We start from the raw sequence: 24,040 nt of genomic DNA, 5'->3' as shown, positions 1-24,040 counted from the left end.
GATGAAATGCCTGAATTACCAGAGGTTGAAAACGTCAGACGGACACTTGAAAATCTTGTAACAGGAAAAACAATTGAAGATGTTATTGTTACATATCCAAAAATAGTAAAACGACCGGATGATGCAGAAATCTTTAAAGAAATGCTTAGAGGCGAGAAGATTGAAAATATAAAGCGAAGAGGAAAGTTTTTGCTTTTATATGTAACGAATTATGTTATTGTTTCACATTTGCGTATGGAAGGTAAGTTTTTACTGCATCAAGAGGATGAGCCAATTGATAAGCATACGCACGTCCGTTTCTTATTTACAGATGGAACGGAATTACATTATAAAGATGTGAGAAAGTTTGGGACGATGCATCTCTTTAAAAAAGGTGAAGAGTTGAACCAAATGCCTCTTGCTGACTTGGGTCCGGAGCCATTTGATGATGAATTGACACCACAGTATTTACAGGAGAGATTGCAAAAAACAAATCGCAAAATAAAAGTCGTATTATTAGACCAACGTCTTTTAGTGGGGCTTGGAAATATATATGTAGATGAAGTTTTATTCCGTTCTCAAATTCATCCAGAACGAGAAGCGTCGTCTTTAACAGCGGAAGAAATTGAGCGGATTTATGAGGCAACTGTTACAACGTTAGGCGAAGCAGTGAAGCGTGGCGGAAGTACAATTCGAACGTATATTAACTCGCAAGGGCAAATTGGTTCGTTCCAGGAACTTCTAAATGTATACGGAAAAAAAGGAGAACCGTGTGTGACTTGCGGTACGATATTAGAAAAAATAGTTGTTGGCGGAAGAGGAACACATTACTGCCCGATTTGTCAGCCAAGAATATAGAAAAGAGATAACATCGGATAGGCATTTGTCATATACATACAGCAGAGCTATGTATAAGGGAGGAGCTTACCGATGTACCTTTATTTATCTCTTATTTTATTAGCTTTTACATTAAGCTTAGATAGCTGTAGTGTAGGGCTAACATATGGTTTAAGAAGTGTAAGAATTCCACTAAGATCAATTATAATTATCGGAATGTGTTCAGCGGCTGTTATGCTTGTTTCAATGGGAATTGGACATATGATCGCAAAAATATTTTCACCTGTTATCGCAACGCGTATCGGTGGGCTTGTTCTTATTGGAATAGGAATTTGGGTATTATACCAATTTTTTCGAAGTGAGAAAAAAGAAGAACCGAAGCAAGAGGAGAAGGTCTGGAAATTAGAGATTGCCTCGCTTGGGTTAGTAATTCAAATTTTACGGAAACCGACTGTAGCAGATTTCGATAAATCAGGCACCATTTCTGCAGGAGAAGCATTGCTTCTTGGTATCGCTCTTTCTGTAGATTCATTCGGTGCTGGAATTGGTGCGTCTTTATTAGGGTATGCACCTGCTATGATGGCGATATTAGTTGCAGTGATGAGTTCTTTGTTTTTATTTATTGGAATGAAACTTGGAACGGTTTTATCAAATATGAAATGGTTGCAAAAATTTACATTCCTGCCTGGGGTATTACTCATTATTATTGGAATTTGGAAAATGTAAGTACGGGCGTGGAACATTAGTTTCGCGCCTTTTATTATGAGGAGGATTATATGATGACAGTAGTAATTGGATTAACAGGAGGCATTGCAAGTGGAAAAAGTACAGTGTCTCAAATGTTTCGTGAACTGAGTATACCAGTTATTGATGCGGATATTATTGCAAGAGAAGTTGTAGAGCGAGGAAAACCAGCATATAACAAAATAGTAGAAGTGTTTGGAGCGGAAGTATTACAGGGAGATGGAGAGCTGGATCGTCCAAAATTAGGAAGTGTTGTTTTCTATAATGAAGAAAAACGATTGCAGTTAAATAAAATTGTTCATCCTGCAGTGCGTGAGGAAATGAATAGGCAAAAGGAAATGTACATAAAAGAAGGTGCGCAAGCGGTTGTGTTAGATATTCCTCTCTTATTTGAAAGTAAATTAATAAGTCTTGTTGACCGCGTTTTAGTTGTAGCAGTTAAACCACAGACGCAATTAGAACGTTTAATGAAACGAAATAATTTTTCGGAAGAAGAAGCAACAGCTCGTATTCAATCTCAAATGCCGTTAGAGGAAAAAGTGAAACATGCAGATGAAGTGATAAATAATGATGACACAATTATGGAAACGAAAACACAATTGCAGGTGATTTTAAAGAATTGGAACATTATTGACTAAAAAATTGTGAAATTAATGAAAATGCTTAGTGACATATCCCCTTTTTGTGTTATACTATTATTGGGATTGGAGATAAATAGTATAACGCATTCAAGGGGGATAACATATTATGACTCGTGTGGCAATTAATGGATTTGGACGTATTGGGAGAATGGTATTTCGTCAGGCAATAAAAGAAAGCGCATTCGAAATTGTAGCAATCAATGCAAGCTATCCATCTGAAACGTTAGCACATTTAATTAAATATGATACAGTTCACGGCAAGTTTGACGGAACAGTAGAAGCATTTGAAGATCATTTATTAGTTGATGGGAAAATGATTCGCCTTTTAAACAACCGCGATCCAAAGGAATTGCCTTGGACAGATTTAGGTGTTGAAGTTGTAATTGAAGCAACTGGTAAATTTAATTCAAAAGAAAAAGCAATTCTTCACGTTGAAGCTGGAGCGAAAAAAGTTATTTTAACAGCGCCTGGTAAAAATGAAGATGTAACAATTGTAGTTGGTGTGAACGAAGATCAATTAGATATTACAAAACATACTGTTATTTCAAATGCATCTTGCACAACAAACTGTTTAGCGCCTGTTGTTAAGGTGTTAGATGAGCAGTTTGGAATTGAAAACGGTTTAATGACAACTGTTCACGCTTATACAAATGACCAAAAAAATATTGATAACCCACATAAAGATTTAAGAAGAGCGCGTGCTTGCGGACAATCAATCATTCCGACAACGACAGGTGCCGCGAAAGCGCTTGCAAAAGTTCTTCCGCACTTAAACGGAAAACTTCATGGTATGGCACTTCGTGTACCAACACCAAACGTGTCTCTTGTTGACTTAGTAGTAGATGTAAAACGTGATGTGACAGTTGAAGCTATTAATGAAGCATTCAAAACTGTTGCAAACGGTGCATTAAAAGGTATTGTAGAATTCAGCGAAGAGCCTTTAGTATCTATTGACTTTAATACAAATACACATTCAGCTATTATTGATGGTTTATCTACAATGGTAATGGGTGATCGTAAAGTGAAAGTACTTGCTTGGTATGATAACGAGTGGGGCTACTCTCGTCGTGTTGTGGATCTTGTAACGTTAGTTGTTGACGAATTAGCGAAACAAAAAAATGTGCAACATATTTAAGTGAATAAGGGAGAGGGCAAGTGAATATTTGCCCTCTTTTTTTTAATTTTTTCTGAAAAGGAAAAAATTATATAAGTATATTTTTGAAAGTGGACATACCACGAAACGTTGGAATTACTGTATTTGTGAATCATTTATTTTTTTTAGGGAAAAGTAAAGAGGAAAATATGACAGAAAATCGAAAAAACTGTTGTTGCAAAATGAAAATAAACAAAGTATACTAACACTCGTAAACTTAAGAGCTGAGGTACGTAGTCACTACTTAAAGGGTTAGGACCTCTCTGGACTAACTTTCCCCCGTGGTAGTGGAGCAAGCCAAATTGCAAATTAGTTTTCAATTCGAACAGTTAGAATAAATTTACAAGGGGGAACTGTAGAATGGATACTATGGATACGATGGGTCGTCACGTGATCGCTGAACTTTGGGATTGCGATTTCGACAAGCTTAATGACATGCCGTATATTGAACAATTATTTGTGGATGCAGCACTAAGAGCTGGTGCTGAAGTGCGTGAGGTAGCTTTCCATAAATTTGCACCACAAGGTGTAAGTGGAGTAGTAATTATCTCGGAATCACATTTAACAATTCATAGCTTTCCGGAGCACGGTTACGCAAGTATTGATGTTTATACTTGTGGGGATCGTATTGATCCAAATGTTGCTGCAGAATATATTGCAGAAGGTTTAAACGCGAAAACGCGTGAGAGCATCGAGCTTCCTCGAGGCACTGGTAGCTTCGAAATTAAGCAGAGAGAAACAAAAGCTCTTTAAAAAAGAACATAATTGATTTAAAATGTAAAGAGGTGTATAATGCACCTCTTTTTTAGTTTATAAAAAAGGGAAAATATAACGTACTCGTTAGTTGAATAAATGGAGCTCTTACGAATAAGGTAGCATTCCATCTACCATCTTATTTTCGAAAACGAGATGATAAAATAATGCGCTTCAACTTAAAGTGGTAAGAGAGTTAGAATGAGTTATATAATAATGTATATATATTGTCAGATGAAGTAAGTAGAGAAAAATAAAGAGTATAGTGTAAAGGAGTGAATATATTGCGTTGTCCATCCTGTTCTCATAATGGTACAAGAGTGTTAGATTCGCGTCCGGTAGACGAGGGGCGCTCTATTCGAAGAAGGAGAGAGTGTGAAAGCTGTTTAAGCCGCTTTACGACATTTGAAAGAGTAGAAGAGTCACCTCTTATCGTTGTAAAAAAAGAAGGTACACGAGAAGAGTTTAATAAAGAAAAGATTTTACGTGGTTTAATTAAAGCATGTGAAAAAAGACCAGTATCTTTAAGACAATTAGAAGAAGTAACTCAAAGTGTGGAACGTGAACTTCGTAATTTAGGTATATCGGAAGTGAAAAGTGATATGATTGGTGAAATTGTTATGGAAGAACTGCGTGATATCGACGATGTTGCCTACGTGCGTTTTGCTTCTGTATATCGCCAATTTAAAGATTTAAATGTATTTATTGAAGAATTAAAAGATATACTGCAAAAAGAAAGAGAGTAGAATCTGTATTGTATTCTCTTTACATACCGTAAGTAATGAGATAAGAGAGCTAGAAGCGAAAGCTAATAGCTCTTTTTCGCTAAGAAATTATATAATGAAGATTGAATGAAGTAGAGGATAGATCGGATGAGAGAAAGGAAAAGCAAGAATGGAAAAACAGTCATGGATGGAGCTATTGCCGATTGATCGTTATAAAGTAAGTGCGAAAGGGTTATTGCATAATTACGACCGAAAAGTGTTAACGATGTTGTATCAGCCGTTAATAGGTAGTAGAGCTTTTAGCTTGTACATGACGCTATGGGGAGAGTTAGAGCAAGACCGTGTGTTTGGAAAAGAGAATACGCATCATTCCCTTATGGTGACCATGCAAATGCAACTTCCCGAAGTATATGAGGAACGAGTAAAGTTAGAGGCAATTGGGCTTTTGAAAGTATATATTAAGAAAGAAAAAGATATTCGAATGTTTATATATGAGCTGCAACCACCTTTATCTCCGAAGCAGTTTTTTGATGATATTGTGTTAAGTATCTTTTTATACAATCGATTGAGTCGGACAAAATATAATCAAGTAAAGCAATATTTCTTAGAAGAAGAATTTGATTTTGTATCTTATGAAAATGTGACGCGTTCTTTTAATGATGTGTTTGGTTCATTTAATCCAGGACAGCTTGAGCATGCTCAGGAAGACCTTCGTATTCCAAAAACGACAGCAATGCCAAGTAATGAAAAGGGAGACGCTCCGAAAGTTTGGAATGATTTCTTTGATTTCTCCTTATTTGTAGATGGTTTGTCCGCTCTTGTTCCTAAAAAGGCGATTACAGATCAAGTGCGAGAATGTGTCATTACACTTGCTTACGTGTATGATGTAGATGTGTTATCAATGCAAAATATCGTTCTTGGTGCGGTGACAGAGATGCAGACAATTGATATCGAAAGGCTTAGAAAAGGAGCGCGTGATTGGTATCAGTTTGAAAACGGTCAAGCGTTACCTGTATTAAGTGAAAGAGTACAGCCTCACGCTGCACGTATGATGAAAGAGAAAGAGCCTTCTACGCAAGAAGAGATGTTAATCAAACAGTTAGAGGAAATCTCACCAAAGCAACTATTGAAAGAAATCTCTGGCGGTGCAGAGGCAACGAAAGCTGACTTGCAAATCGTTGAAGATGTAATGATCAATCAAAAATTAACGCCAGGTGTTGTGAATGTACTTATTTATTACGTTATGCTACGCTCAGATATGAAACTTGCGAAAACGTATGTGGAGAAGATTGCGGGGCATTGGGCACGTAAAAAGGTCGGTACAGTAGCTGAAGCAATGGCATTAGCGAAAGAAGAGAATCGTCAATATCAAGAGTGGGCTGAGACGAAGAAAAAAGGTCGTACGTCGAAGAAAATGGTACGACAAGAAATGGTACCAGATTGGCTGAAAGAAGAGCCGAAAGAACAATCGAAAGAAACAGTGAAGAAAGATGTAAGTAAGAAAAAAGATGCAAGTACGCTAGATGATGAACGAAAACGACTAGAAGAAGTGTTAAAAAAATATAAGCGTGATTAATAGAAGAGAATGAACGCTCTTTGAGGTGAGAAGATGGAGCATATTCAAAATTCATTTGCAAAGTTAATGGAAAATGAAAATTTTAAAAATAGATATGAAGTATTAAAGGCGGAAGTAATGGCACATCCGCGTGTGAAAGAATTTATAGACGAACATAAAGGTGAAGTAACAACTTCTATGATTGAGCGCAGTCTTGTGAAATTATACGAATATATTGGACAAAGTGTAGGTTGCGCGGATTGTCCGGATTTAGGTTCGTGTAAAAACATGCTGCAAGGATATGAGCCAAAGCTCGTTATCCAAGGGAAGATGATCGATATTCAATACGATCGTTGCGTTAGAAAAGTAGCATATGAAGAGAGAAAGAAATATGAAAAACTCGTTCAAAGTGTATATATGCCATCTGACATTTTACAGGCTTCTATGTCCTCTCTTGATTTATCTGATGGTGATAGATACGAAGGTATTGGTGCTGCGAACGAGTTCTTGGGTGAGTATGAACCAGGGAAAAAAGTGCAAGGTTTGTATTTGTACGGTAAATTTGGTGTAGGGAAAACGTATTTGTTAGGAGCGATTGCGAATGAGCTTGCTCAAAAGAAAATAAGTTCGATGCTCGTATACTTCCCTGAATTTTTACGTGAAATTAAAAGTTCGATTCAAGATAATTCAATTGGGGAAAAGATTGATGCGGTGAAACGTGTACAAGTTTTAATGTTAGATGACATTGGAGCAGAAGCGATGTCAAGCTTTGTACGTGATGATGTACTTGGCGCAATTTTGCAATTCCGTATGCTAGAAAACTTACCGACGTTCTTTACGTCTAACTTTGATTTTAAGGAGTTGGAACATCATTTAACGTATACACAGCGCGGTGAAGCGGAAAAAATGAAAGCAGCTCGTATTATGGAGCGAATTAAATATTTGGCGAAACCAATTGAAATAGGTGGAGAAAACCGACGCCATAAGTAAAAGAGTAAGCTGAAAAGCTTGCTCTTTTTTTGTATTCAACGCTTTTCGAAGTAGTTGAATTGTAAAATGAAAAGTTCTTATAGAAAATTCATTGTAGCTTGTATCATTTTTTTCTCCCTCCCTTAATATATATAAAATTAGCAAGCCATATCGAGTGGATTTTCTAACGATAAGAAATGTAATTCTACTAAGAGTGAACTTCACGCGGAACGGACTCTTATAGGATTTGTAACGTATAGATACAGTCCTTTAGAGCAGGGATAAAAGGGGGGACAAAAGTGATTGAAATTTGCTTCGAAGAAAAAAATGATGCTGTGCACGTATATAGACAACTACTGAAAAGAGCGGAACTGTTATATAAGGAAACGAGTGTGTATTTACAGGAACAAAAAGTGGTGATTCATATACCAGTATGTGAATCGAATTATATTGAAAAGATTTTATTGCCAGTAATGGTATATTTCATTGTGAATGTGAAACAAAATGAGTGGATATATACAATCTTAAAAGAGAAGTTTTTTTATGAAGAAGAGGAAGAGTGTCATCAAATATTGCATATGGCACATGAGATTTTAAAGGGAAGAAGAAAAGGGATTGCTCGTGAATTAACGCGTCACACATTTGAATCATATATTAAAACTTCTTTAAATAACTGGCTTTGTGATCCACTTTCATTCTCGTTTTCATCATATGTTCGTTTTCGTCTTCGTACATATAGGGAAATGGTAGCTAAGCTTGCTGAAGTGGCGATTGATGAGTATAAGTTGGAACAAGAATATCAAATGTTTATTGAAACGCTCCGGCAACAAGTGCGTAGCCGGAAATCACGTTTGTCTTGTGTGCATCTTATTTTTGATGAAAGCTTTATTTTCTATGATGATAAAGGTAGACGTTTAAAACAGGAGAAATTGGTTCAATATATAGATGAGGAATTATTGAAGCAAAAGGATGTATATATTGATACGAAAGTAATTGCGCCACTTCTTTCTATTTCGCCGAAAAAAATTTATTTATATACGAAAGAACAAGACCATAATATGATTATTACTTTGCGAAATGTATTTCAAGAACGGGTACAATTACATGGATTACATGAGTTTGAGCGCAATGTGAAAAATTTAAAAAATAAAGGTAACGCCCTTGATTTTCTAAGTTTTTGAGCATATAATTACCTACATAAATGAAATATATTGAAATGTCATGATGAGGACATGAGTAGTTTTCTACGATTTTCAGAGAGGGAAGCCTTAGGGTGTGAGCTTCCTAGTACGGGATTATTACTTACCACCTCTAAACTTTAGCAGTGAACGTTTTTCTAGTAATTGCTAACGGACAACACCGTTATGTTGAACTTGAGCAATTAACAATAAGGTTAATTGGAACAAGGGTGGAACCACGAATTCAACACTCGTCCCTTTTTACGGGATGAGTGTTTTTTATTTTGAAAAAAAGAGGAGTGACCAGTGATGGCAGATGTAGTTAAAATTACTTTCCCTGATGGAGCTGTGAAGGAGTTTCCAAAAGGCGTAACAACTGAAGAAATCGCAGCTTCTATTAGCCCAGGCTTAAAGAAAAAAGCTGTGGCTGGAAAATTAAACGATGAGATGATCGATCTTGTTACACCAATCGAAGAAGATGGTGCAGTTTCTATTATTACATTAGATTCTGAAGATGGCTTATACATTTTACGCCATTCAACAGCTCACCTTTTAGCACAAGCGTTAAAACGTTTATATAAAGATGCTAAGCTTGAGCTTGGTATTGGTCCAGTAATCGAAAATGGCTTCTACTACGATATTGATATGGAAGAAGCAATTACAGTTGAAGACTTCAAGAAAATCGAAAAAGAAATGCAAAAAATCGTGAACGAGAACTTAGAAATCGTTCGTCATGAAGTGCCACGTGCAGAAGCACTTCGTCGCTTTGAAGAAATCGGCGATGAATTAAAATTAGATTTAATTAACGATCTTCCAGAAGATGCAGTTATTTCAATCTATGAGCAAGGCGAATTCTTCGACCTTTGCCGTGGTGTTCACCTTCCATCTACAGGGAAAATTAAAGTATTTAAATTATTAAGCGTTGCGGGTGCTTACTGGCGCGGCGACAGCAATAATAAAATGCTACAACGTATTTACGGTACTGCATTCGTTAAGAAAGCAGAATTAGATGAGCACTTACGTATGCTTGAAGAAGCGAAAGAGCGCGATCACCGTAAATTAGGTAAAGAATTAAAACTATTTACTAATAGCCAAAAAGTAGGACAAGGTTTACCACTTTGGTTACCTAAGGGTGCAACAATCCGCCGCATTATCGAGCGTTACATCGTTGATAAAGAAGCTAGCTTAGGCTATGATCACGTATACACTCCAGTACTAGGAAGCAGAGAGCTTTATGAAACTTCTGGTCACTGGAACCACTACCGTGATGGTATGTTCCCATCAATGGAAATGGATAATGAAGAGTTAGTTCTTCGTCCAATGAACTGCCCTCACCACATGATGGTTTATAAAAACGATATTCACAGCTATCGTGAATTACCAATCCGTATTGCGGAACTTGGAACAATGCACCGCTATGAAATGTCAGGTGCGTTATCTGGATTACAACGTGTACGCGGAATGACTTTAAACGATGCGCACATTTTCGTTCGCCCAGATCAAATTAAAGAAGAGTTAAAACGTGTTGTAAACTTAACTCTAGAAGTGTACAAAGATTTCGGTTTAGAGAACTATTCATTCCGTCTATCTTATCGTGACCCAGCTGATACTAAAAAGTACTATGCTGATGACGAGATGTGGGAAAAAGCACAAGGTATGTTAAAAGAAGCTATGGATGAAATGGGTCTTGATTACTATGAAGCTGAAGGTGAAGCGGCATTCTACGGTCCAAAACTTGACGTTCAAGTTCGTACTGCTCTTGGAAAAGACGAAACACTTTCAACTGTACAATTAGACTTCTTACTTCCAGAACGCTTTGAATTAGCTTACGTTGGTGAAGATGGTAAACAACATCGTCCAGTTGTAATTCACCGTGGTGTTGTATCAACTATGGAACGTTTCGTAGCCTTCTTAATTGAAGAATACAAAGGTGCATTCCCAACTTGGTTAGCTCCAGTTCAAGCACAAGTAATTCCAGTTTCTCCGCAAGTACATTTAGACTATGCGAAGAAAGTACAAGATGAATTACGCCGTGCTGGTATCCGTGTTGAATTAGACACTCGTGAAGAGAAAATTGGTTACAAAATCCGTGAAGCGCAAATGCAAAAAATTCCGTACATGCTTGTAGTAGGTGACAATGAAGTAACTGAAAACGGCGTAAACGTACGTAAATATGGTGAACAAAAATCAGAAACAATCGCATTAGATGCTTTTGTTGATATGATTAAAGTAGAAGGAAAACGATAAGAAAAAGCCGCGGTATACCGCGGCTTTCTTATGTATTATAAAAAAGAAAAATTAGAAAAAATAACCAAACAATACTTATCGTAAAAAAGTATTGCAAGTATGTTAGTTGTTTGTTACAATATTTCTTGTTGTTAGTAAAACACATCGCGTCTTCTTGACAGACGTCATGTCCTATGATAAACTCATCAAGGATAATAGAATATTGTTTTGTGGAACAAGTAGAAGCACCCGCTTCTCACCTGATGGACGCATTCGCAGTTTACAGGTAAATGTATTTCTTACTTAAGATTTTACAAGTGTGGGTGTCGTATGCCCGCACTTTTTTTGTCGGGTTCTATGACTACAAACTATGTTCTGAGAAAACCTTGGAGGTGGCTTACTATTAGCAAGGATATGATGATTAACGAGCAAATTCGTGCACGTGAAGTACGTTTAGTTGGCGCAAATGGCGATCAGCTTGGAATCAAGTCTCGTAATGACGCTTTAGACTTAGCTGCAAATCTTAATCTTGATTTAGTATTAGTTGCTCCAAATGCGAAACCGCCAGTATGCCGCATTATGGACTACGGTAAATTCCGCTTTGAGCAACAGAAAAAAGAAAAAGAGCAGCGCAAAAATCAAAAAGTAATTAGCATGAAAGAAGTTCGTTTAAGTCCAACAATTGATGAACACGACTTTAACACAAAACTTCGTAATGCTATCAAGTTTTTAGAGAAAGGCGACAAGGTTAAAGCGTCAATTCGCTTTAAAGGACGTGCCATTACTCATAAAGAAATCGGTCAACGTGTTTTAGATCGCTTCTCAGAAGCTTGTGCTGAAGTTAGTACAGTTGAATCTAAGCCTAAAATGGAAGGACGCAGTATGTTCTTAGTTTTAGCACCGAAAAACGATAAGTAATAGATAGAGGAGGAAATACCTATGCCTAAACAAAAAACTCATCGCGGCGCTGCAAAGCGTTTCAAAAAGACTGGATCAGGTAAACTGAAACGTTCTCACGCTTACACAAGCCATTTATTCGCTAACAAATCTACAAAAGCTAAACGTAAACTACGTAAAGCTGGTGTAGTAAGCGCTGGTGACTTCAAACGCATTCGTCAAATGCTTGACAACTTAAAATAAGTTCGGCTGATATATAGAACAATTAGGAGGTAATATTATGCCAAGAGTAAAAGGTGGTACAGTTACTCGTCAACGTCGTAAAAAAGTAATTAAATTAGCAAAAGGTTACTACGGTTCAAAAAATACATTATTCAAGGTTGCTAACCAACAGGTTATGAAATCTCTAATGTATGCATTCCGTGACCGCCGTCAAAAGAAACGTGACTTCCGTAAATTATGGATTACACGTATCAACGCAGCAGCTCGTATGAATGGTCTTTCTTACAGCCGCTTAATGCACGGTCTTAAAAATGCTGGCATCGAAGTTAACCGCAAGATGCTTGCTGACTTAGCTGTTCATGACGAAAAAGCTTTCGCTGAATTAGCAACAGTTGCAAAAAACAACATTAACTAATTAATTAGTTGAAACCTTAGAAGATTTTTCTTCTAAGGTTTTTTGTTTGTATACAAAGAGAGATATGTCGTTATCGATATGACAAAATCAATATAAAAGCCATAGCAATATAGAAGAATATACATATGAAGCCAGGAGAATCCTCCTGGCTTTTTTTAATTCTACCTCTTTGGAAAGAAGAGTATCTTTCCTACCTGAAACGACACTGCTATAATGGAAAGATGATATGGAACTTTCATCAGATAAAATAATATTTTTATTAGTGGGCAATCCACGTATAATGATTAACTACCACCAATCGGAGTGAACAATCTAATAGTGATGACTGAAACGTATTTGTAAATTAAGGACAAGCTATTTTGTAAAGAGGTAAATAGCTGGCTTATTAATAAGAAACGAAAAATAATAATGAACTTTGAGATGAAACAACATTGTTGCGTAAAATGCGATGTTGGAGGAGGACAATAGAATGGACTTACTACAACTATTTAAATTACAAAAAGAATTAGATGACCGTATTGCGAAAGAGCATGACTTACAACCGAAAAAGTTATTAAAAGAAAAAATGTTAGCTCTTCTTGTGGAAATTGGAGAACTTGCAAATGAAACACGTTGTTTTAAATATTGGAGCAACAAACCAGCATCAGAACGTGAAGTAATATTAGAAGAATACGTAGATGGTTTGCATTTTATTTTATCAATCGGAATTGATTTAGGTATTGATAAAAACTTCCTATTCTATAAATGTGCACAAACGAATAAAACACAAGTAGAAATTTTCTTAGACACATATGCGAAAGTGATTCGTTTTACAGATCAACCATCTATTACGAACTATATTGAATTATTTACAAGCTACCTTCGACTTGGACAAGCACTTGAGTTTGAACAAGAAGAGATTGAAAAGGCGTATTTAGATAAAAACGAAGTAAATCATCAGCGTCAAACACAAGGATACTGATTTAATTTTTGAATATTTCAATTTCCTTTTGTATAATGAAGTGACTGAAGAAAAAGGAGGGTGTTGGCAATGGGAAAATTAGACGTGACATTGACAATGCTAAAAGAATTAACAGATGCACGTGGTATTGCGGGTAACGAGCGTGAACCACGAGAAGTAATGAAGAAATATATTGAGCCGTTTGCGGACGAACTTTCTACTGATAATTTAGGAAGTTTAGTTGCGAAAAAAGTAGGGGAAGAAAACGGCCCGAAAATTATGGTTGCAGGTCATTTAGATGAAGTTGGCTTTATGATTACGCAAATTGATGAAAAAGGTTTCCTTCGTTTCCAAACAGTTGGTGGCTGGTGGTCACAAGTTATGCTTGCGCAGCGCGTGACAATTGTAACGCGTAAAGGAGATGTAACAGGTGTAATTGGTTCAAAACCACCGCACATCTTACCTCCAGAAGCGCGTAAGAAGCCGGTTGAAATTAAAGACATGTTCATCGATATTGGTGCTTCTAGCCAAGAGGAGGCAATGGAGTGGGGCGTACGACCGGGAGATCAAGTTGTACCTTACTTTGAATTCCAAGTGATGAAAAATGAAAAAATGTTACTTGCAAAAGCATGGGATAACCGAATTGGTTGTGCAATTGCAATTGACGTATTAAAACAATTAAAAGATGAGAAGCATCCAAACGTTGTATACGGCGTAGGTACTGTACAAGAAGAAGTCGGTCTTCGTGGTGCGAAAACATCTGCAAACTATATTAAACCAGATATCGCGTTTGCGGTAGATGTTGGTATTGCTGGAGATACGCCAGGTGTAACGGCAAAAGAAGCGCAAAGCAAAATGGGCGATGGACCACAGATTATTTTATATGATGCTTCTGTTATTGGACATACAGGTTTACGTGACTTTGTAGTTGATGTTGCTGATGAATTGGAAATTCCATACCAATATGATTCAGTAGCGGGCGGAGGAACGGATGCAGGTGCCATTCATATTGCTGTAAATGGTATCCCGTCTATGGCAATTACGATTGCAACGCGCTACATTCATTCTCATGCGGCAATGTTACACCGTGATGACTATGAAAATGCAGTGAGGTTAATTGTAGAAGTTATTAAACGTCTTGATAAAGAAGCCGTACATAACATTACATTTAATTAATAGAAAAAGCGAAGGAGAGGCTCCTTCGCTTTTTTATGTTTTAAAAAGGTCTCTCTAATCCTGCAGCAGTATGAGCTCCTAAAATAATTAAACGAGTTAGTTGCATAGCCATAAAATGCGGGGTATATATCATTCCTCTTTTTAGCCATGACATGATCATCCCAATATGAGCCCCTGTCACATAACTAATTAAAATATCACGAGGAACCATAAGATCTTTATCATCTGGCTGTGAAATAGATAAGCTTAATGTTAAATGAGTTTGTATTGTTTTCATCATTTTATAAGAGTAGTTTCCAGCAGCTTTATCACCAAGCATAACGTTATAGAAGTTCGCATTTTCTGCAATATGTTCGAATAAGGCTAGAAAGGTTGGATTTGGTGAATCAAATGTAAGTTGAAACTCTTCTTTATTTCTATTTTTTGGTTTAATAACTTCTGTTAGCTTCTCTAACATTTCTTCAATGCTTTTGTCTAATAAGTCATATTTATCATGGTAATGGCTATAAAACGTAGCACGATTTACAGGAGCTCGTTCTGCGATATGTTGAACAGTTACATTTTCAAAGCCCTTTTCGCCTACTAAAGCGACAAAAGCATCCTGTATGAGTTGTCTCGTCCGCTTTACACGTGGATCGTTTGTATTTTTAATAGACATTGTTACTTCTCCTCGTTTAATTTTTTATACTTAAACAACACGATGGTATTATATTGTTGTTTAAGCGACATTTCATACGGAAATTGTCGGTTGTAGTTTCAAAATAATTATTTATAATTATAAACGATAGTCCTTCAGAAATCAGCACCGCTCGCAGGTAGACATATTTTCGTTTACGCTGTAAATGGTGTGATTTTTTTGTTTAAAGGTTAATATAATTAACAATTAAACAGTATAAACAATAAGGACGTGAATAGTTTAGAAAAAAATTATATGCGATATAAGGAGAGGAATGCAATGAATCAGTTTCGAAGAATGGTGATTATTAACATTATCACATTAATTGTACTAGTTGGCGGCGGTATTGGCGGTTACTACTATTACAATCAAGCGGAAAATTACTTAAAAACAGACAATGCAAAAATTGATGGAAAGGTAATTCCGATTGCATCACCAGTAGCAGGTAAATTAACTGACTGGAAAGCTGAAGTAGGTAAGAACTACAATGAGAACGATAAATTAGGTGCTGTTACTGTAGCGGCAGCAAATGGAGAACAAACAGTAGATGTAACAATTCCACAAAATGCAACAGTTGTACAATCAAACGCGACGACAAATGCTTTCGTTGGAGCAGGTAGCCCAATTGCTTATGCATTTGATATGAACAATTTATGGGTAACAGCAAACATTGAAGAAACAGATGTTGACGATGTACAAAAAGGTCAAGACGTAGATGTGTATGTAGATGCATACCCAGATACAACGTTATCAGGAAAAGTAGAGCAAGTTGGATTAACAACAGCGAACACATTCTCTATGTTACCATCAAGCAACTCAACAGCGAACTATACGAAAGTAACACAAGTAGTACCAGTTAAAATTTCTTTAGATCATAGTAAATCAGTAAATATTGTTCCTGGAATGAATGTGTCAGTTCGTATTCATAAGTAAGGGGGAGATGAGATGTCCTCAATTGCAATTGCAGGATATGCACTATTTTGTATAATCGTCTTCTTCCTTGTAAATCGTCTTTTACGAAAGAAAAAAACGAACGTGGGAGAAGAACAAGTCCCAGCCGTAAATAAAATAGAAGTAAGTAAGGTAGAAACAGAAGAGAAAGAAATTGAACGAGAGCAAGAATCGAAAATTTCTAATGTAGTTGAGTTAGAAACAGGCAAGCAAGAAGAAGTAAAAAAAGAAAAAGAAGTGCCGAAAAAGCAAATGTCTATGCCTGTAGAGAATGTGAACGTAAAAGCAGTTGTAGCTGTATTAATTCTCGGCATGTTCGTTTCTATTTTAAACCAAACAATCATTAACGTTGCATTGCCTCCGTTAATGAATGAATTTAACGTATCAACTTCAACAGCACAATGGTTAATTACAGGTTTCATGCTTGTAAATGGTATTTTAGTACCGATTAGTGCCTTTTTAGTTTCACGATTTACGTATCGCAAATTATTCGTAGCGGCAATGTTATTCTTCACGGTAGGATCTATCATTTGTGCTACTTCAGGAAACTTTACGATGATGATGACGGGCCGCGTTATTCAAGCGGTTGGTGCAGGTATTTTAATGCCAGTTGGTATGAATATCTTCATGACATTATTCCCGCCTCATAAGCGCGGAGCAGCGATGGGATTACTAGGTGTAGCGATGATTTTAGCTCCAGCTATCGGGCCAACTGTAACAGGTTGGGTGATTGAAAATTACAGCTGGAACTTAATGTTCTATGCGATGTTTATTATCGGTTTAATTATTACGTTCTTATCTTTAAAATTCTTTACACTAGCTCAGCCAGTGTCTAAAACGAAATTAGATATATTTGGTGTTGTTAGTTCAAGTATTGGACTAGGAAGCTTATTGTACGGATTTAGTGAAGCTGGAAATAATAGTTGGACTAGCGCAGAAGTTATTATTTCACTTGTTATCGGTGTAATTGGTTTAGCGTTATTTATTTGGAGAGAGTTAACAACGGACAATAAAATGCTTGATTTACAAGTGTTTAAATACCCAGTATTTACTTTTACTTTAGTAATTAATGCAATCGTTACGATGGCGTTATTCGGAGGTATGTTATTGCTTCCGGTATATCTGCAAAACATTCGTGGTTTCACACCGATTGAATCAGGATTATTATTACTACCAGGATCTTTAATTATGGGGATCATGGGACCTATTGCAGGTAAACTATTTGATAAGTATGGTATTCGTCCGTTAGCGATTGTTGGATTAGCCATTACAACATTTGCGACATACGAATTCACAACGTTATCGATGGATACACCGTATAGCGTTATTATGATGGATTATATTATACGTTCAATTGGTATGTCATTCATTATGATGCCAATTATGACAGCTGGTATGAACGCGCTACCGATGAAATTAATTTCTCACGGTACAGCAACGCAAAATACGTCAAGGCAAGTAGCTGGTTCAATCGGAACAGCGATTTTAATTACACTTATGACGCAACAAACAACTGCTCACGTAGCAGATTACGGCAACATGTTAACAACTTCAAATCCAATTTTAGTTGATAAAGTACATGGCATGGGGCAAAGCTTAGCGGCCTTAGCTGGATCAGCGCAAGCAGGAGATGCGATGAGCACGCAACTATTATATGGACAAATTTCAAAGCTATCTGCAATTAACGGTATTAACGATGCCTTCTTAATTGCAACGATACTCGCAGGGATTGCTTGGGTGTTATCGTTCTTCTTACCATCAGGTAATAAACCAAATAGAAAAGCAGGGAATTAATTTCCCTGCTTTTTTGTCTTGTTAAAGAGTTAAATATAAAAAATGATAACCAGTTACGGAGCACAGCCCTGTTATAAACAAAATCGTTCCCATAGTACGAATACTTGATATTTGTCTTCCGCTTATAATAGCTAATAGTCCAGCTAAAGAGAAAAACCCCAATATAAAGTTCCTTAAATTGGAATGATCCCCTCTAAATCCATTCCATAACCTATATAAATGATAGGAACAAAGATAAGTGATATGCTAATGAAAACAGCTATAATTAAAAAAATACCAATGATGAATTGGCATAACATTAAAGTAAGAGCTAAAATCATCCAAGTTAATATTCCAAACCCTTCTGTATCACCTCCGATAAAATATTATATATAGAATGAATCTCCTACAGACATAAGTACCCAGAAGAAAACCCCTAATATGCCGACGATAAAAATAATGAATCCCATATTACGTATACTTTTAATCTTTGTTTGTAATCCACTTAACCCTGCCGAAAATCCAGTTAAAGAAAACAGTATCCAATATAAAGTAGTTGAAATAGGGAGGATTGTATTGCTCTCCACTCCCATGCCCCAAAAAACCAAAGGTAGTGTGACAAAGGAGAAGCTAAGTAGCCCCATTAAACCAGCAAATAATTTACGATGTTTCATGCTAGTAACAATTAAAAAAATACCACCGAAAAATCCACATAAAACAAGAAGTGGCATATAAACAACCCAAAGTAAGCTAAACATATATAATCTCCTTCTATGTAATGAGTTATATTTTACTACATGAGGTTTATTTTGGATATTATTAATAAATATGTATAATTTGATAGAAATGAGAAGTAACGATACGAATTAATAGATATAGAGAACGTTAGAGAGGAGGGTGCATATGAAAATTACAGAAGAGAACGTTGCAATGCAGCTAAGGAAAAAGAATGAAAAAGCATTATACTTTATTATCGACCAATACGGCGGGCTTATAAAAAGTATTATTCAGAAGCATTTAGCTTCGTTTCAAGATGTGCAAGAGGAATGTATGGATGATGTGTTGTTGGCAATTTGGAATCATATTGAAAAGTATGATGAAGAGAAAAATACTTTGAAAAATTGGATTGCGGCTATTACAAAATATAAATCTATCGACTATGCGAGGAAATATGCGAAAGCAATAAATGAAAAAGGATTGGATCAAATAGGTGAAATAGCGATGCATACCGATACGACTAACAATGAAATTAGTAATGATATGGAACATATATTAGATCATTTAAAGAAGAACGATAAAGAAATCTTTATGAAGCATTACGTGGAAGAAGATAGTGTAGAACATATTGCAGAGAAAATGGGAGTGAAAACTTCTTTTATATACAATCGTCTATCACGAGGACGGAAGAAGTTAAGGTCATTATTTTTACATAACCGGATGAAATAAATAAGAAAAGAGGTGAAGGAAATGAAAGATCCATATGAAATGTTAAATGATATAAAAATGGATGAGAATGAATATGAAGCAGTTAATTTAACTCACATAGAGAAACAGAAAATAAAAAAACGAATTCATAAAAAAATAAAAAAGAATAAAGCCCATACGAAACGGAATGTAGCTATTGTAACATCGGCTGCGGCATTATTTATTATGATGATGACTGTAGATATGAGAAGGATGATTGCGGATATACCGTTAATCGGAAGCAAAATGGAAGACTACGTAAACAGTAGAGGTGAACCTTTAAAAGAATATAAAACGACAATAGGACAAACAGTTTATGATAACGGTGTAGAAGTGCGGTTAGATGAAGTGATGATAGATGAAGGGCAGATTCTTGTTAATAGTATGTTTAAGTCTAACAATGTTAATCTAGGGGGGATTTTTTTACCGCACCCAGATGTTTATATAAATGGAAAAGAGTTAAATGGTAGTGGTGGTGGGGGTAAACAAAAAGTAAATGATTATACATACACATTTTTTACTACTACAAATTTGAAAGATTCACAAATGAATCCAATGGAATTGGATGGGGAACTAGATATACAAATTGTATATAGAAGACTTATGCCGTTAAAAGGTAAAACATCAATAAAAGGAGAATGGGGCTTTTCTTTTAAAGCATCTGGAGACAAAATAAAAGCTGAAACGAAAACAATCCCAATTCATAAACATTTTAAATTAGAAAATGGTCAAAAAATAGAAGTGGAAGATTTAAAAGTGTCTCCTATATCTGCGAAGTTGAACTATAAGATGTTGAACGGAACAAAGTTAGATGTAACATTTATCGGAAAAGATCAAGATGGGAAAGAGCTAAAACCGGTTTCAGGACATACACTATCGAAAAATAGTTATTGGCGATTTGAAAAATTAGAGGATAATGTAACGAAAATTGTACTGACGCCTGTTCTAACCTCTGGTGAAGAGGGAGAAAAGAAAACGAATGATCGAAAAGTGTTAACAGAAGAAGAGTTTGAAGTTGTTATAAAAGAGTAAAGAGAGGTATCGTGATGATACCTCTCTTTATCCTAAAAAGGCTAACATATTATTCATAATATGAAGTAATATAGCTGGAATAATGGATTTTGTTTTTTTACATAAAATGGCCATAAATAGACCCATGATGAACATACTAAACATCACACCAGTTGAGTATATATGACCTATTCCGAAGAGGAAGCTAGCCCCAAACGCTGCAATCCAAAAGGGGAAGCGCTGTTGTAGGAAGTGAAGAATAATACCGCGGACTATAAGTTCTTCAAAAATAGGTACAAGTATAGCGCCACCTATTAGCAATAATAGTTTGTATTGTTTTAACATTTCTAGGTCTAAAGCGGATGACTGCTCTTTTACCGCATCAGGAAAAATATTATTAATTATAAATATATCATTAACGATATGTAGTCCATAAAAAAGAATGATATAGATGTAGGTGCTTACTTTTTTTAATGCTGTAAAGTTTAGTGTTGGGACAATTAAATTTCTTAATGGCTTATATGCATAAATTAAAATTAATAAAATGCACAATACAAATAAATGCCTCCCAAAAGTAGTAAGTGATTTTGTTAAAGCAATTTGTTTTGGATCGGTTAAACCTTCTGTATAAATAACGGTAGGAAGACCTATAAAGAGGTCGGCTAGGAATCCTGTTCCCCAAATCGCAAAAACGAGTGAAAATAGAAATTGTGAGAGTGACATAGGGTGTTTTGGTTGGTAATTTAGTTGCGTGGCTTGTATAATAGTGAATCACCTATCCTTGATTATTTTATAGTTGTATATAAAGATTATAGAATGTTTATGCAAAAAAGTCATTATTGTAGTCAAAATGATATTTTGAAGCTAATATTTACAGACAGTAATGATTTTACATTGATGTTCTGTGCAAACGGAAGAAGAGTTTGAAGTTGTTATAAAAGAGTAAAGAGAGGTATCGTGATGATACCTCTTTTTAACTCAAGAATGCCAACATATTATTCATAATATGAAATAACATAGCTGGAATAATGGATTTTGTTTTTTTACATAAAATAGCCATTAATAATCCCATGAAGAAAGTAATTACCATTACCCCAAGTGAGTATGTATGAGCGATACCGAAGAAGAAGCTCGTTATGATGGCTGCAATCCAAAATGGAAAGCGCTCTGAGAAGAAGCGAAGTATAAAGCCACGGAAAATAAGCTCTTCAAAAATTGGTGTAAGTATAGCGAAACCGAGAAGTAATAATATTTGATATTGCTTAAAGACATCTAAGTTTAGTGCGGAAGATTGCTGCTTTGTTGCGTCTTGGAACACATAATTTAACAAGATGTAATTGAGGAAAATGTTTATAGCGAAGAAAAGAAGTAAGTATACGTATGTACGCCATTCTTTAAGTGCTTTAAAGTTAAATGATTGTAGTAGTAATTTCTTTGCAGGTTCGAATTTAAAAATGAAGAATAACAACACGGCTAGTTGTAATACGATACTTGTAGTATTTACGATAGATTCATACAGGGCAATTTGTTTTTTATCTGTAAGACCTGCTGTATAAATTGTTAAGGGCATTGCGAGGAACACAGTAATAAGTCCGGTTCCGAAAAAAGCGAATAAAACGGAGCTAATAAATTGTCCCCATGACATAGAGTATTTCTGTTCATTAGAAAGTTGTGTAGCGGGTTGCATTTATAAAATCACCTCTTTATATTTGTATATTTAATTATAAAGTATTTTGTTTTTATATGTAACATTTAAATGTTACATATAAAGGTGTATTTTCCATAAAATAATAAAAGAGGTATCACCCTATAGTGATGCCTCTTTCTCATTGATAACTATGTTCTGCCCTGTTATTCAATTTTGATTGCTCTATTTGCAATTCACGCTCTACCAAACGATCCAACTGCTGAATAGCTTTTAATGCTTTTTCATAAGAAATTGTTCTATAATGATGCGCTCCGCCCGGTTCTTCATCTGCTTCGTCTGCCCATTTAATAATGTTTTGAAGAGATGTTCTTTCAATTTCTTGTTGTACTAAGAAAGAATCTGTATGAAGAAGAATTGCGATAGAAATTTCTTTTGCTAGTTTTGGATGTTCTCCTAATCTAATAAGCAATTTATGAGCTCTTTCTGCTCCTTTAATTGCGTGTATATCATTCTTTTTATATAAGTCATAGTCCCATTCGCCGCCTGTGTACCACGTATGATGTCCGATATCATGAAGGAAACCAGCTTTTGTTGCAGCATCGACTGAGGCGTGATGCTTTTTAGCTAAGTGAAACGCATGGTAAGCGACAGCAATCGCGTGGACCATCCCAGAACGATTTACGTATTTTTGTGTAATATGGTGTTTAAAAATTTGTTCAAGCGTAATACGATGCATAAAACATTCACTCCTTTTATCTAATGGTGTCTGTGAAGAAAATCGATCGGTTTAAATGTATTTTGAACATTGTACTCCATCGGGTAGCGTTAGTAAAGTAGAAATGTTTAGGAGAAGAAAATTTTTTTTCGTAAAAAAATCACCTTGGCCTATGCAAAGGTGATTTTCAAGTTGCTTATTTTTTTAATCCTTGCTCTAATGTTTCTAACATTTCGTGCTTTTCATTTTCATCAGCGTTTTTCCAAATGACTTCGAATAAAACACCAAGACCTGGAAGCATTTTTTCTTCCCCACTTTGAATTGCATCGACAATTGTTTCTTGTAATTGATCTTGTGAATTTCCAGATACATTTGCTAATACAGCACCACGTAAATTAAAACTCATTATTTTCACCTCTTCTTCAGAATTGAAACTGACGTTAGTTTTTGTTCTTTTTTATGTAAATATGTATGAAAAATAGGCTATAATGATAAGACAAGAAGAGAGGGAAATACATATTATGAAAAACATTGATTCAGTACAAAATCCGCGTGTGAAGCAGTGGAAAAAGCTGCAGACGAAAAAAGAGCGCGATAAAAAAGGTTTATTTTTTGTAGAAGGATTCCACTTAGTGGAGGAAGCTTTAAAGGCAGGAATTGTAACGGAACTTATCGTTTCAGATCAGACAGACCTTCCGAAAGATTGGACAGTTAATGATGTGGAAATGTATATCGTACCCGAAGCAATCGTAAAAATACTTCGTGAAACAGAAACGACACAAGGTGTATTTGCTGTTTGTGAAAAGCATGAGAAGGAAGTAGCTCTTGCTGATGGGAAGTTTCTTTTATTAGACGGCCTGCAAGACCCAGGTAACTTAGGGACAATTATTCGTACAGCTGATGCAGCTGGTATTCATGCCGTTGTGCTTGGAGAAGGATGCGTTGATGCATATAATAGTAAAGTACTTCGCTCTACACAAGGTTCTATTTTCCATTTACCAGTTGTAAAAGGTAACTTAGAAGAATGGGTAGACAAGCTAAAAGAACATAACGTTCCTGTATATGGAACAGCACTTGAAAATGGAGTTCCGTATGGTGAAGTAACACCAGCTGGTAGTTTTGCATTAATTGTAGGAAATGAAGGAAACGGCGTAAGCCAAGAAATTCTTGCAAAAACGGATCAAAACTTGTATATTCCGATTTACGGCGGGGCAGAATCATTAAATGTTGCGGTTGCAGCAGGGATTTTAACGTATTATTTGCAAAGCCCAGTTGCGAACAAATAAAAAACTTCTTATAATAAGTTGAAGTATATTATATTAAAAGTTAAATAACGAAAAACGTTGATAGAGAAGAGTAACTTACAAAATCGCCATATAGGGAGAGAATGCC

The 24,040-nt window shown here is 35.8% G+C and carries 26 protein-coding genes, 1 pseudogene and 3 other annotated features (1 of these 30 only partly in view); of the genes and pseudogenes, 20 read left to right on the top strand and 7 right to left on the bottom strand.

What is annotated here, in order from left to right; all coding sequences use genetic code 11:
• Nucleotides 1–6: 6 nt before the first annotated feature.
• The 15 genes from mutM to ACUXEY_RS07135 all read left to right on the top strand — a co-directional run bounded on the left by mutM (nt 7) and on the right by ACUXEY_RS07135 (nt 14,410).
• Nucleotides 7–837 carry a DNA-formamidopyrimidine glycosylase gene (mutM, locus tag ACUXEY_RS07205; protein ID WP_461300374.1) on the top strand — a complete coding sequence of 277 codons (831 nt, stop codon included), beginning with the start codon at nt 7–9 and terminating at the stop codon, nt 835–837.
• 72 nt (nt 838–909) lie between these two features.
• Entirely contained in the window at nt 910–1,542 is a 633-nt protein-coding gene (gene ytaF, locus ACUXEY_RS07200) for a sporulation membrane protein YtaF (RefSeq protein WP_000281740.1), read from the top strand.
• 53 nt (nt 1,543–1,595) lie between these two features.
• Nucleotides 1,596–2,198: a dephospho-CoA kinase gene (gene coaE / locus ACUXEY_RS07195; RefSeq protein WP_461300373.1), complete on the top strand. Its 603-nt coding sequence runs from the start codon at nt 1,596–1,598 to the stop codon at nt 2,196–2,198.
• Between the two features lie 109 nt (nt 2,199–2,307).
• The gene (locus ACUXEY_RS07190; RefSeq protein WP_000198978.1) at nt 2,308–3,336 is read left to right on the top strand and encodes a glyceraldehyde-3-phosphate dehydrogenase; all 1,029 of its coding nucleotides are present in this window, start codon (nt 2,308–2,310) and stop codon (nt 3,334–3,336) included.
• A gap of 387 nt (nt 3,337–3,723) precedes the next feature.
• The gene (speD, locus tag ACUXEY_RS07185) at nt 3,724–4,107 is read left to right on the top strand and encodes an adenosylmethionine decarboxylase (RefSeq protein WP_002003660.1); all 384 of its coding nucleotides are present in this window, start codon (nt 3,724–3,726) and stop codon (nt 4,105–4,107) included.
• Nucleotides 4,108–4,391: 284 nt separating this feature from the next.
• Entirely contained in the window at nt 4,392–4,853 is a 462-nt protein-coding gene (gene nrdR, locus ACUXEY_RS07180; protein ID WP_001203687.1) for a transcriptional regulator NrdR, read from the top strand.
• A 148-nt stretch (nt 4,854–5,001) separates the two neighbouring features.
• A complete protein-coding gene (locus ACUXEY_RS07175; RefSeq protein WP_166702983.1) occupies nt 5,002–6,408 on the top strand; it encodes a replication initiation and membrane attachment family protein in 1,407 nt (468 codons plus the stop codon).
• A gap of 33 nt (nt 6,409–6,441) precedes the next feature.
• Nucleotides 6,442–7,377, top strand: a complete 936-nt coding sequence (gene dnaI, locus ACUXEY_RS07170; RefSeq protein ID WP_166702982.1) for a primosomal protein DnaI — start codon at nt 6,442–6,444, stop codon at nt 7,375–7,377.
• 278 nt (nt 7,378–7,655) lie between these two features.
• A complete protein-coding gene (gene ytxC, locus ACUXEY_RS07165; protein ID WP_166702981.1) occupies nt 7,656–8,537 on the top strand; it encodes a putative sporulation protein YtxC in 882 nt (293 codons plus the stop codon).
• A 31-nt stretch (nt 8,538–8,568) separates the two neighbouring features.
• Nucleotides 8,569–8,796, top strand: a binding site (T-box leader).
• Nucleotides 8,797–8,843: 47 nt separating this feature from the next.
• Complete coding sequence (gene thrS, locus ACUXEY_RS07160; protein WP_000786073.1) at nt 8,844–10,781, top strand: threonine--tRNA ligase; 1,938 nt, start codon at nt 8,844–8,846, stop codon at nt 10,779–10,781.
• 210 nt (nt 10,782–10,991) lie between these two features.
• Nucleotides 10,992–11,112, top strand: a sequence feature (ribosomal protein L20 leader region).
• Nucleotides 11,113–11,174: 62 nt separating this feature from the next.
• Complete coding sequence (gene infC, locus ACUXEY_RS07155) at nt 11,175–11,678, top strand: translation initiation factor IF-3 (protein ID WP_000973215.1); 504 nt, start codon at nt 11,175–11,177, stop codon at nt 11,676–11,678.
• A gap of 21 nt (nt 11,679–11,699) precedes the next feature.
• Nucleotides 11,700–11,900, top strand: a complete 201-nt coding sequence (rpmI, locus tag ACUXEY_RS07150) for a 50S ribosomal protein L35 (RefSeq protein WP_001125945.1) — start codon at nt 11,700–11,702, stop codon at nt 11,898–11,900.
• Nucleotides 11,901–11,937: 37 nt separating this feature from the next.
• Nucleotides 11,938–12,294, top strand: a complete 357-nt coding sequence (gene rplT, locus ACUXEY_RS07145; protein WP_001138362.1) for a 50S ribosomal protein L20 — start codon at nt 11,938–11,940, stop codon at nt 12,292–12,294.
• 469 nt (nt 12,295–12,763) lie between these two features.
• Nucleotides 12,764–13,255: a dUTP diphosphatase gene (locus tag ACUXEY_RS07140; protein ID WP_000365050.1), complete on the top strand. Its 492-nt coding sequence runs from the start codon at nt 12,764–12,766 to the stop codon at nt 13,253–13,255.
• A gap of 69 nt (nt 13,256–13,324) precedes the next feature.
• Entirely contained in the window at nt 13,325–14,410 is a 1,086-nt protein-coding gene (locus ACUXEY_RS07135) for a M42 family metallopeptidase (RefSeq protein ID WP_461300372.1), read from the top strand.
• Nucleotides 14,411–14,450: 40 nt separating this feature from the next.
• Here ACUXEY_RS07135 and ACUXEY_RS07130 read toward each other — a convergent pair whose 3' ends face one another.
• Complete coding sequence (locus ACUXEY_RS07130; protein ID WP_000023671.1) at nt 14,451–15,068, bottom strand: TetR/AcrR family transcriptional regulator; 618 nt, start codon at nt 15,066–15,068, stop codon at nt 14,451–14,453.
• Nucleotides 15,069–15,365: 297 nt separating this feature from the next.
• Between ACUXEY_RS07130 and ACUXEY_RS07125 the strand changes: the two genes are divergently transcribed.
• Nucleotides 15,366–16,019, top strand: a complete 654-nt coding sequence (locus ACUXEY_RS07125; RefSeq protein ID WP_078383435.1) for an HlyD family secretion protein — start codon at nt 15,366–15,368, stop codon at nt 16,017–16,019.
• Nucleotides 16,020–16,031: 12 nt separating this feature from the next.
• Entirely contained in the window at nt 16,032–17,831 is a 1,800-nt protein-coding gene (locus ACUXEY_RS07120; protein ID WP_461300371.1) for a DHA2 family efflux MFS transporter permease subunit, read from the top strand.
• Nucleotides 17,832–17,852: 21 nt separating this feature from the next.
• On the opposite strand, the pseudogene ACUXEY_RS07115 reads toward ACUXEY_RS07120, so the two are convergent.
• Both ACUXEY_RS07115 and ACUXEY_RS07110 read right to left on the bottom strand, forming a co-directional pair.
• A pseudogene (locus ACUXEY_RS07115) lies at nt 17,853–18,151 on the bottom strand (ammonia permease).
• A 45-nt stretch (nt 18,152–18,196) separates the two neighbouring features.
• Nucleotides 18,197–18,568 (bottom strand): DNA-binding protein, encoded by a 372-nt coding sequence (locus tag ACUXEY_RS07110; protein WP_461300370.1) that lies wholly within the window; start codon nt 18,566–18,568, stop codon nt 18,197–18,199.
• Between the two features lie 145 nt (nt 18,569–18,713).
• Here ACUXEY_RS07110 and ACUXEY_RS07105 point away from each other — a divergent pair, with 145 nt between their 5' ends.
• Together ACUXEY_RS07105 and ACUXEY_RS07100 are read left to right on the top strand one after the other, a co-directional pair.
• Entirely contained in the window at nt 18,714–19,256 is a 543-nt protein-coding gene (locus ACUXEY_RS07105) for a sigma-70 family RNA polymerase sigma factor (protein ID WP_166702977.1), read from the top strand.
• A gap of 21 nt (nt 19,257–19,277) precedes the next feature.
• A complete protein-coding gene (locus tag ACUXEY_RS07100; RefSeq protein WP_461300369.1) occupies nt 19,278–20,306 on the top strand; it encodes a DUF4179 domain-containing protein in 1,029 nt (342 codons plus the stop codon).
• Nucleotides 20,307–20,333: 27 nt separating this feature from the next.
• Here the strand turns inward: ACUXEY_RS07100 and ACUXEY_RS07095 are convergent, their stop codons facing one another.
• The 4 genes from ACUXEY_RS07095 to sspI form a co-directional block, all read right to left on the bottom strand.
• The gene (locus ACUXEY_RS07095) at nt 20,334–21,008 is read right to left on the bottom strand and encodes a lysostaphin resistance A-like protein (RefSeq protein ID WP_461300368.1); all 675 of its coding nucleotides are present in this window, start codon (nt 21,006–21,008) and stop codon (nt 20,334–20,336) included.
• A 250-nt stretch (nt 21,009–21,258) separates the two neighbouring features.
• Nucleotides 21,259–21,972: a CPBP family intramembrane glutamic endopeptidase gene (locus ACUXEY_RS07090; protein WP_166702975.1), complete on the bottom strand. Its 714-nt coding sequence runs from the start codon at nt 21,970–21,972 to the stop codon at nt 21,259–21,261.
• Between the two features lie 139 nt (nt 21,973–22,111).
• A complete protein-coding gene (locus ACUXEY_RS07085) occupies nt 22,112–22,669 on the bottom strand; it encodes an HD domain-containing protein (protein WP_166702974.1) in 558 nt (185 codons plus the stop codon).
• 175 nt (nt 22,670–22,844) lie between these two features.
• On the bottom strand, nt 22,845–23,054 hold the full coding sequence (sspI, locus tag ACUXEY_RS07080) for a small acid-soluble spore protein SspI (RefSeq protein ID WP_000009509.1): 210 nt from the start codon (nt 23,052–23,054) through the stop codon (nt 22,845–22,847).
• 82 nt (nt 23,055–23,136) lie between these two features.
• Between sspI and ACUXEY_RS07075 the strand changes: the two genes are divergently transcribed.
• Nucleotides 23,137–23,934, top strand: a complete 798-nt coding sequence (locus ACUXEY_RS07075) for a TrmH family RNA methyltransferase (protein WP_166702973.1) — start codon at nt 23,137–23,139, stop codon at nt 23,932–23,934.
• Between the two features lie 48 nt (nt 23,935–23,982).
• Nucleotides 23,983–24,040: a binding site (T-box leader), on the top strand (it continues 171 nt past the right edge of the window).

The sequence above is a fragment of the Bacillus sp. F9_6S_D1_P_5 genome, assembly GCF_054823925.1.
This window is presented reverse-complemented; position numbering and strand designations above follow the sequence as displayed.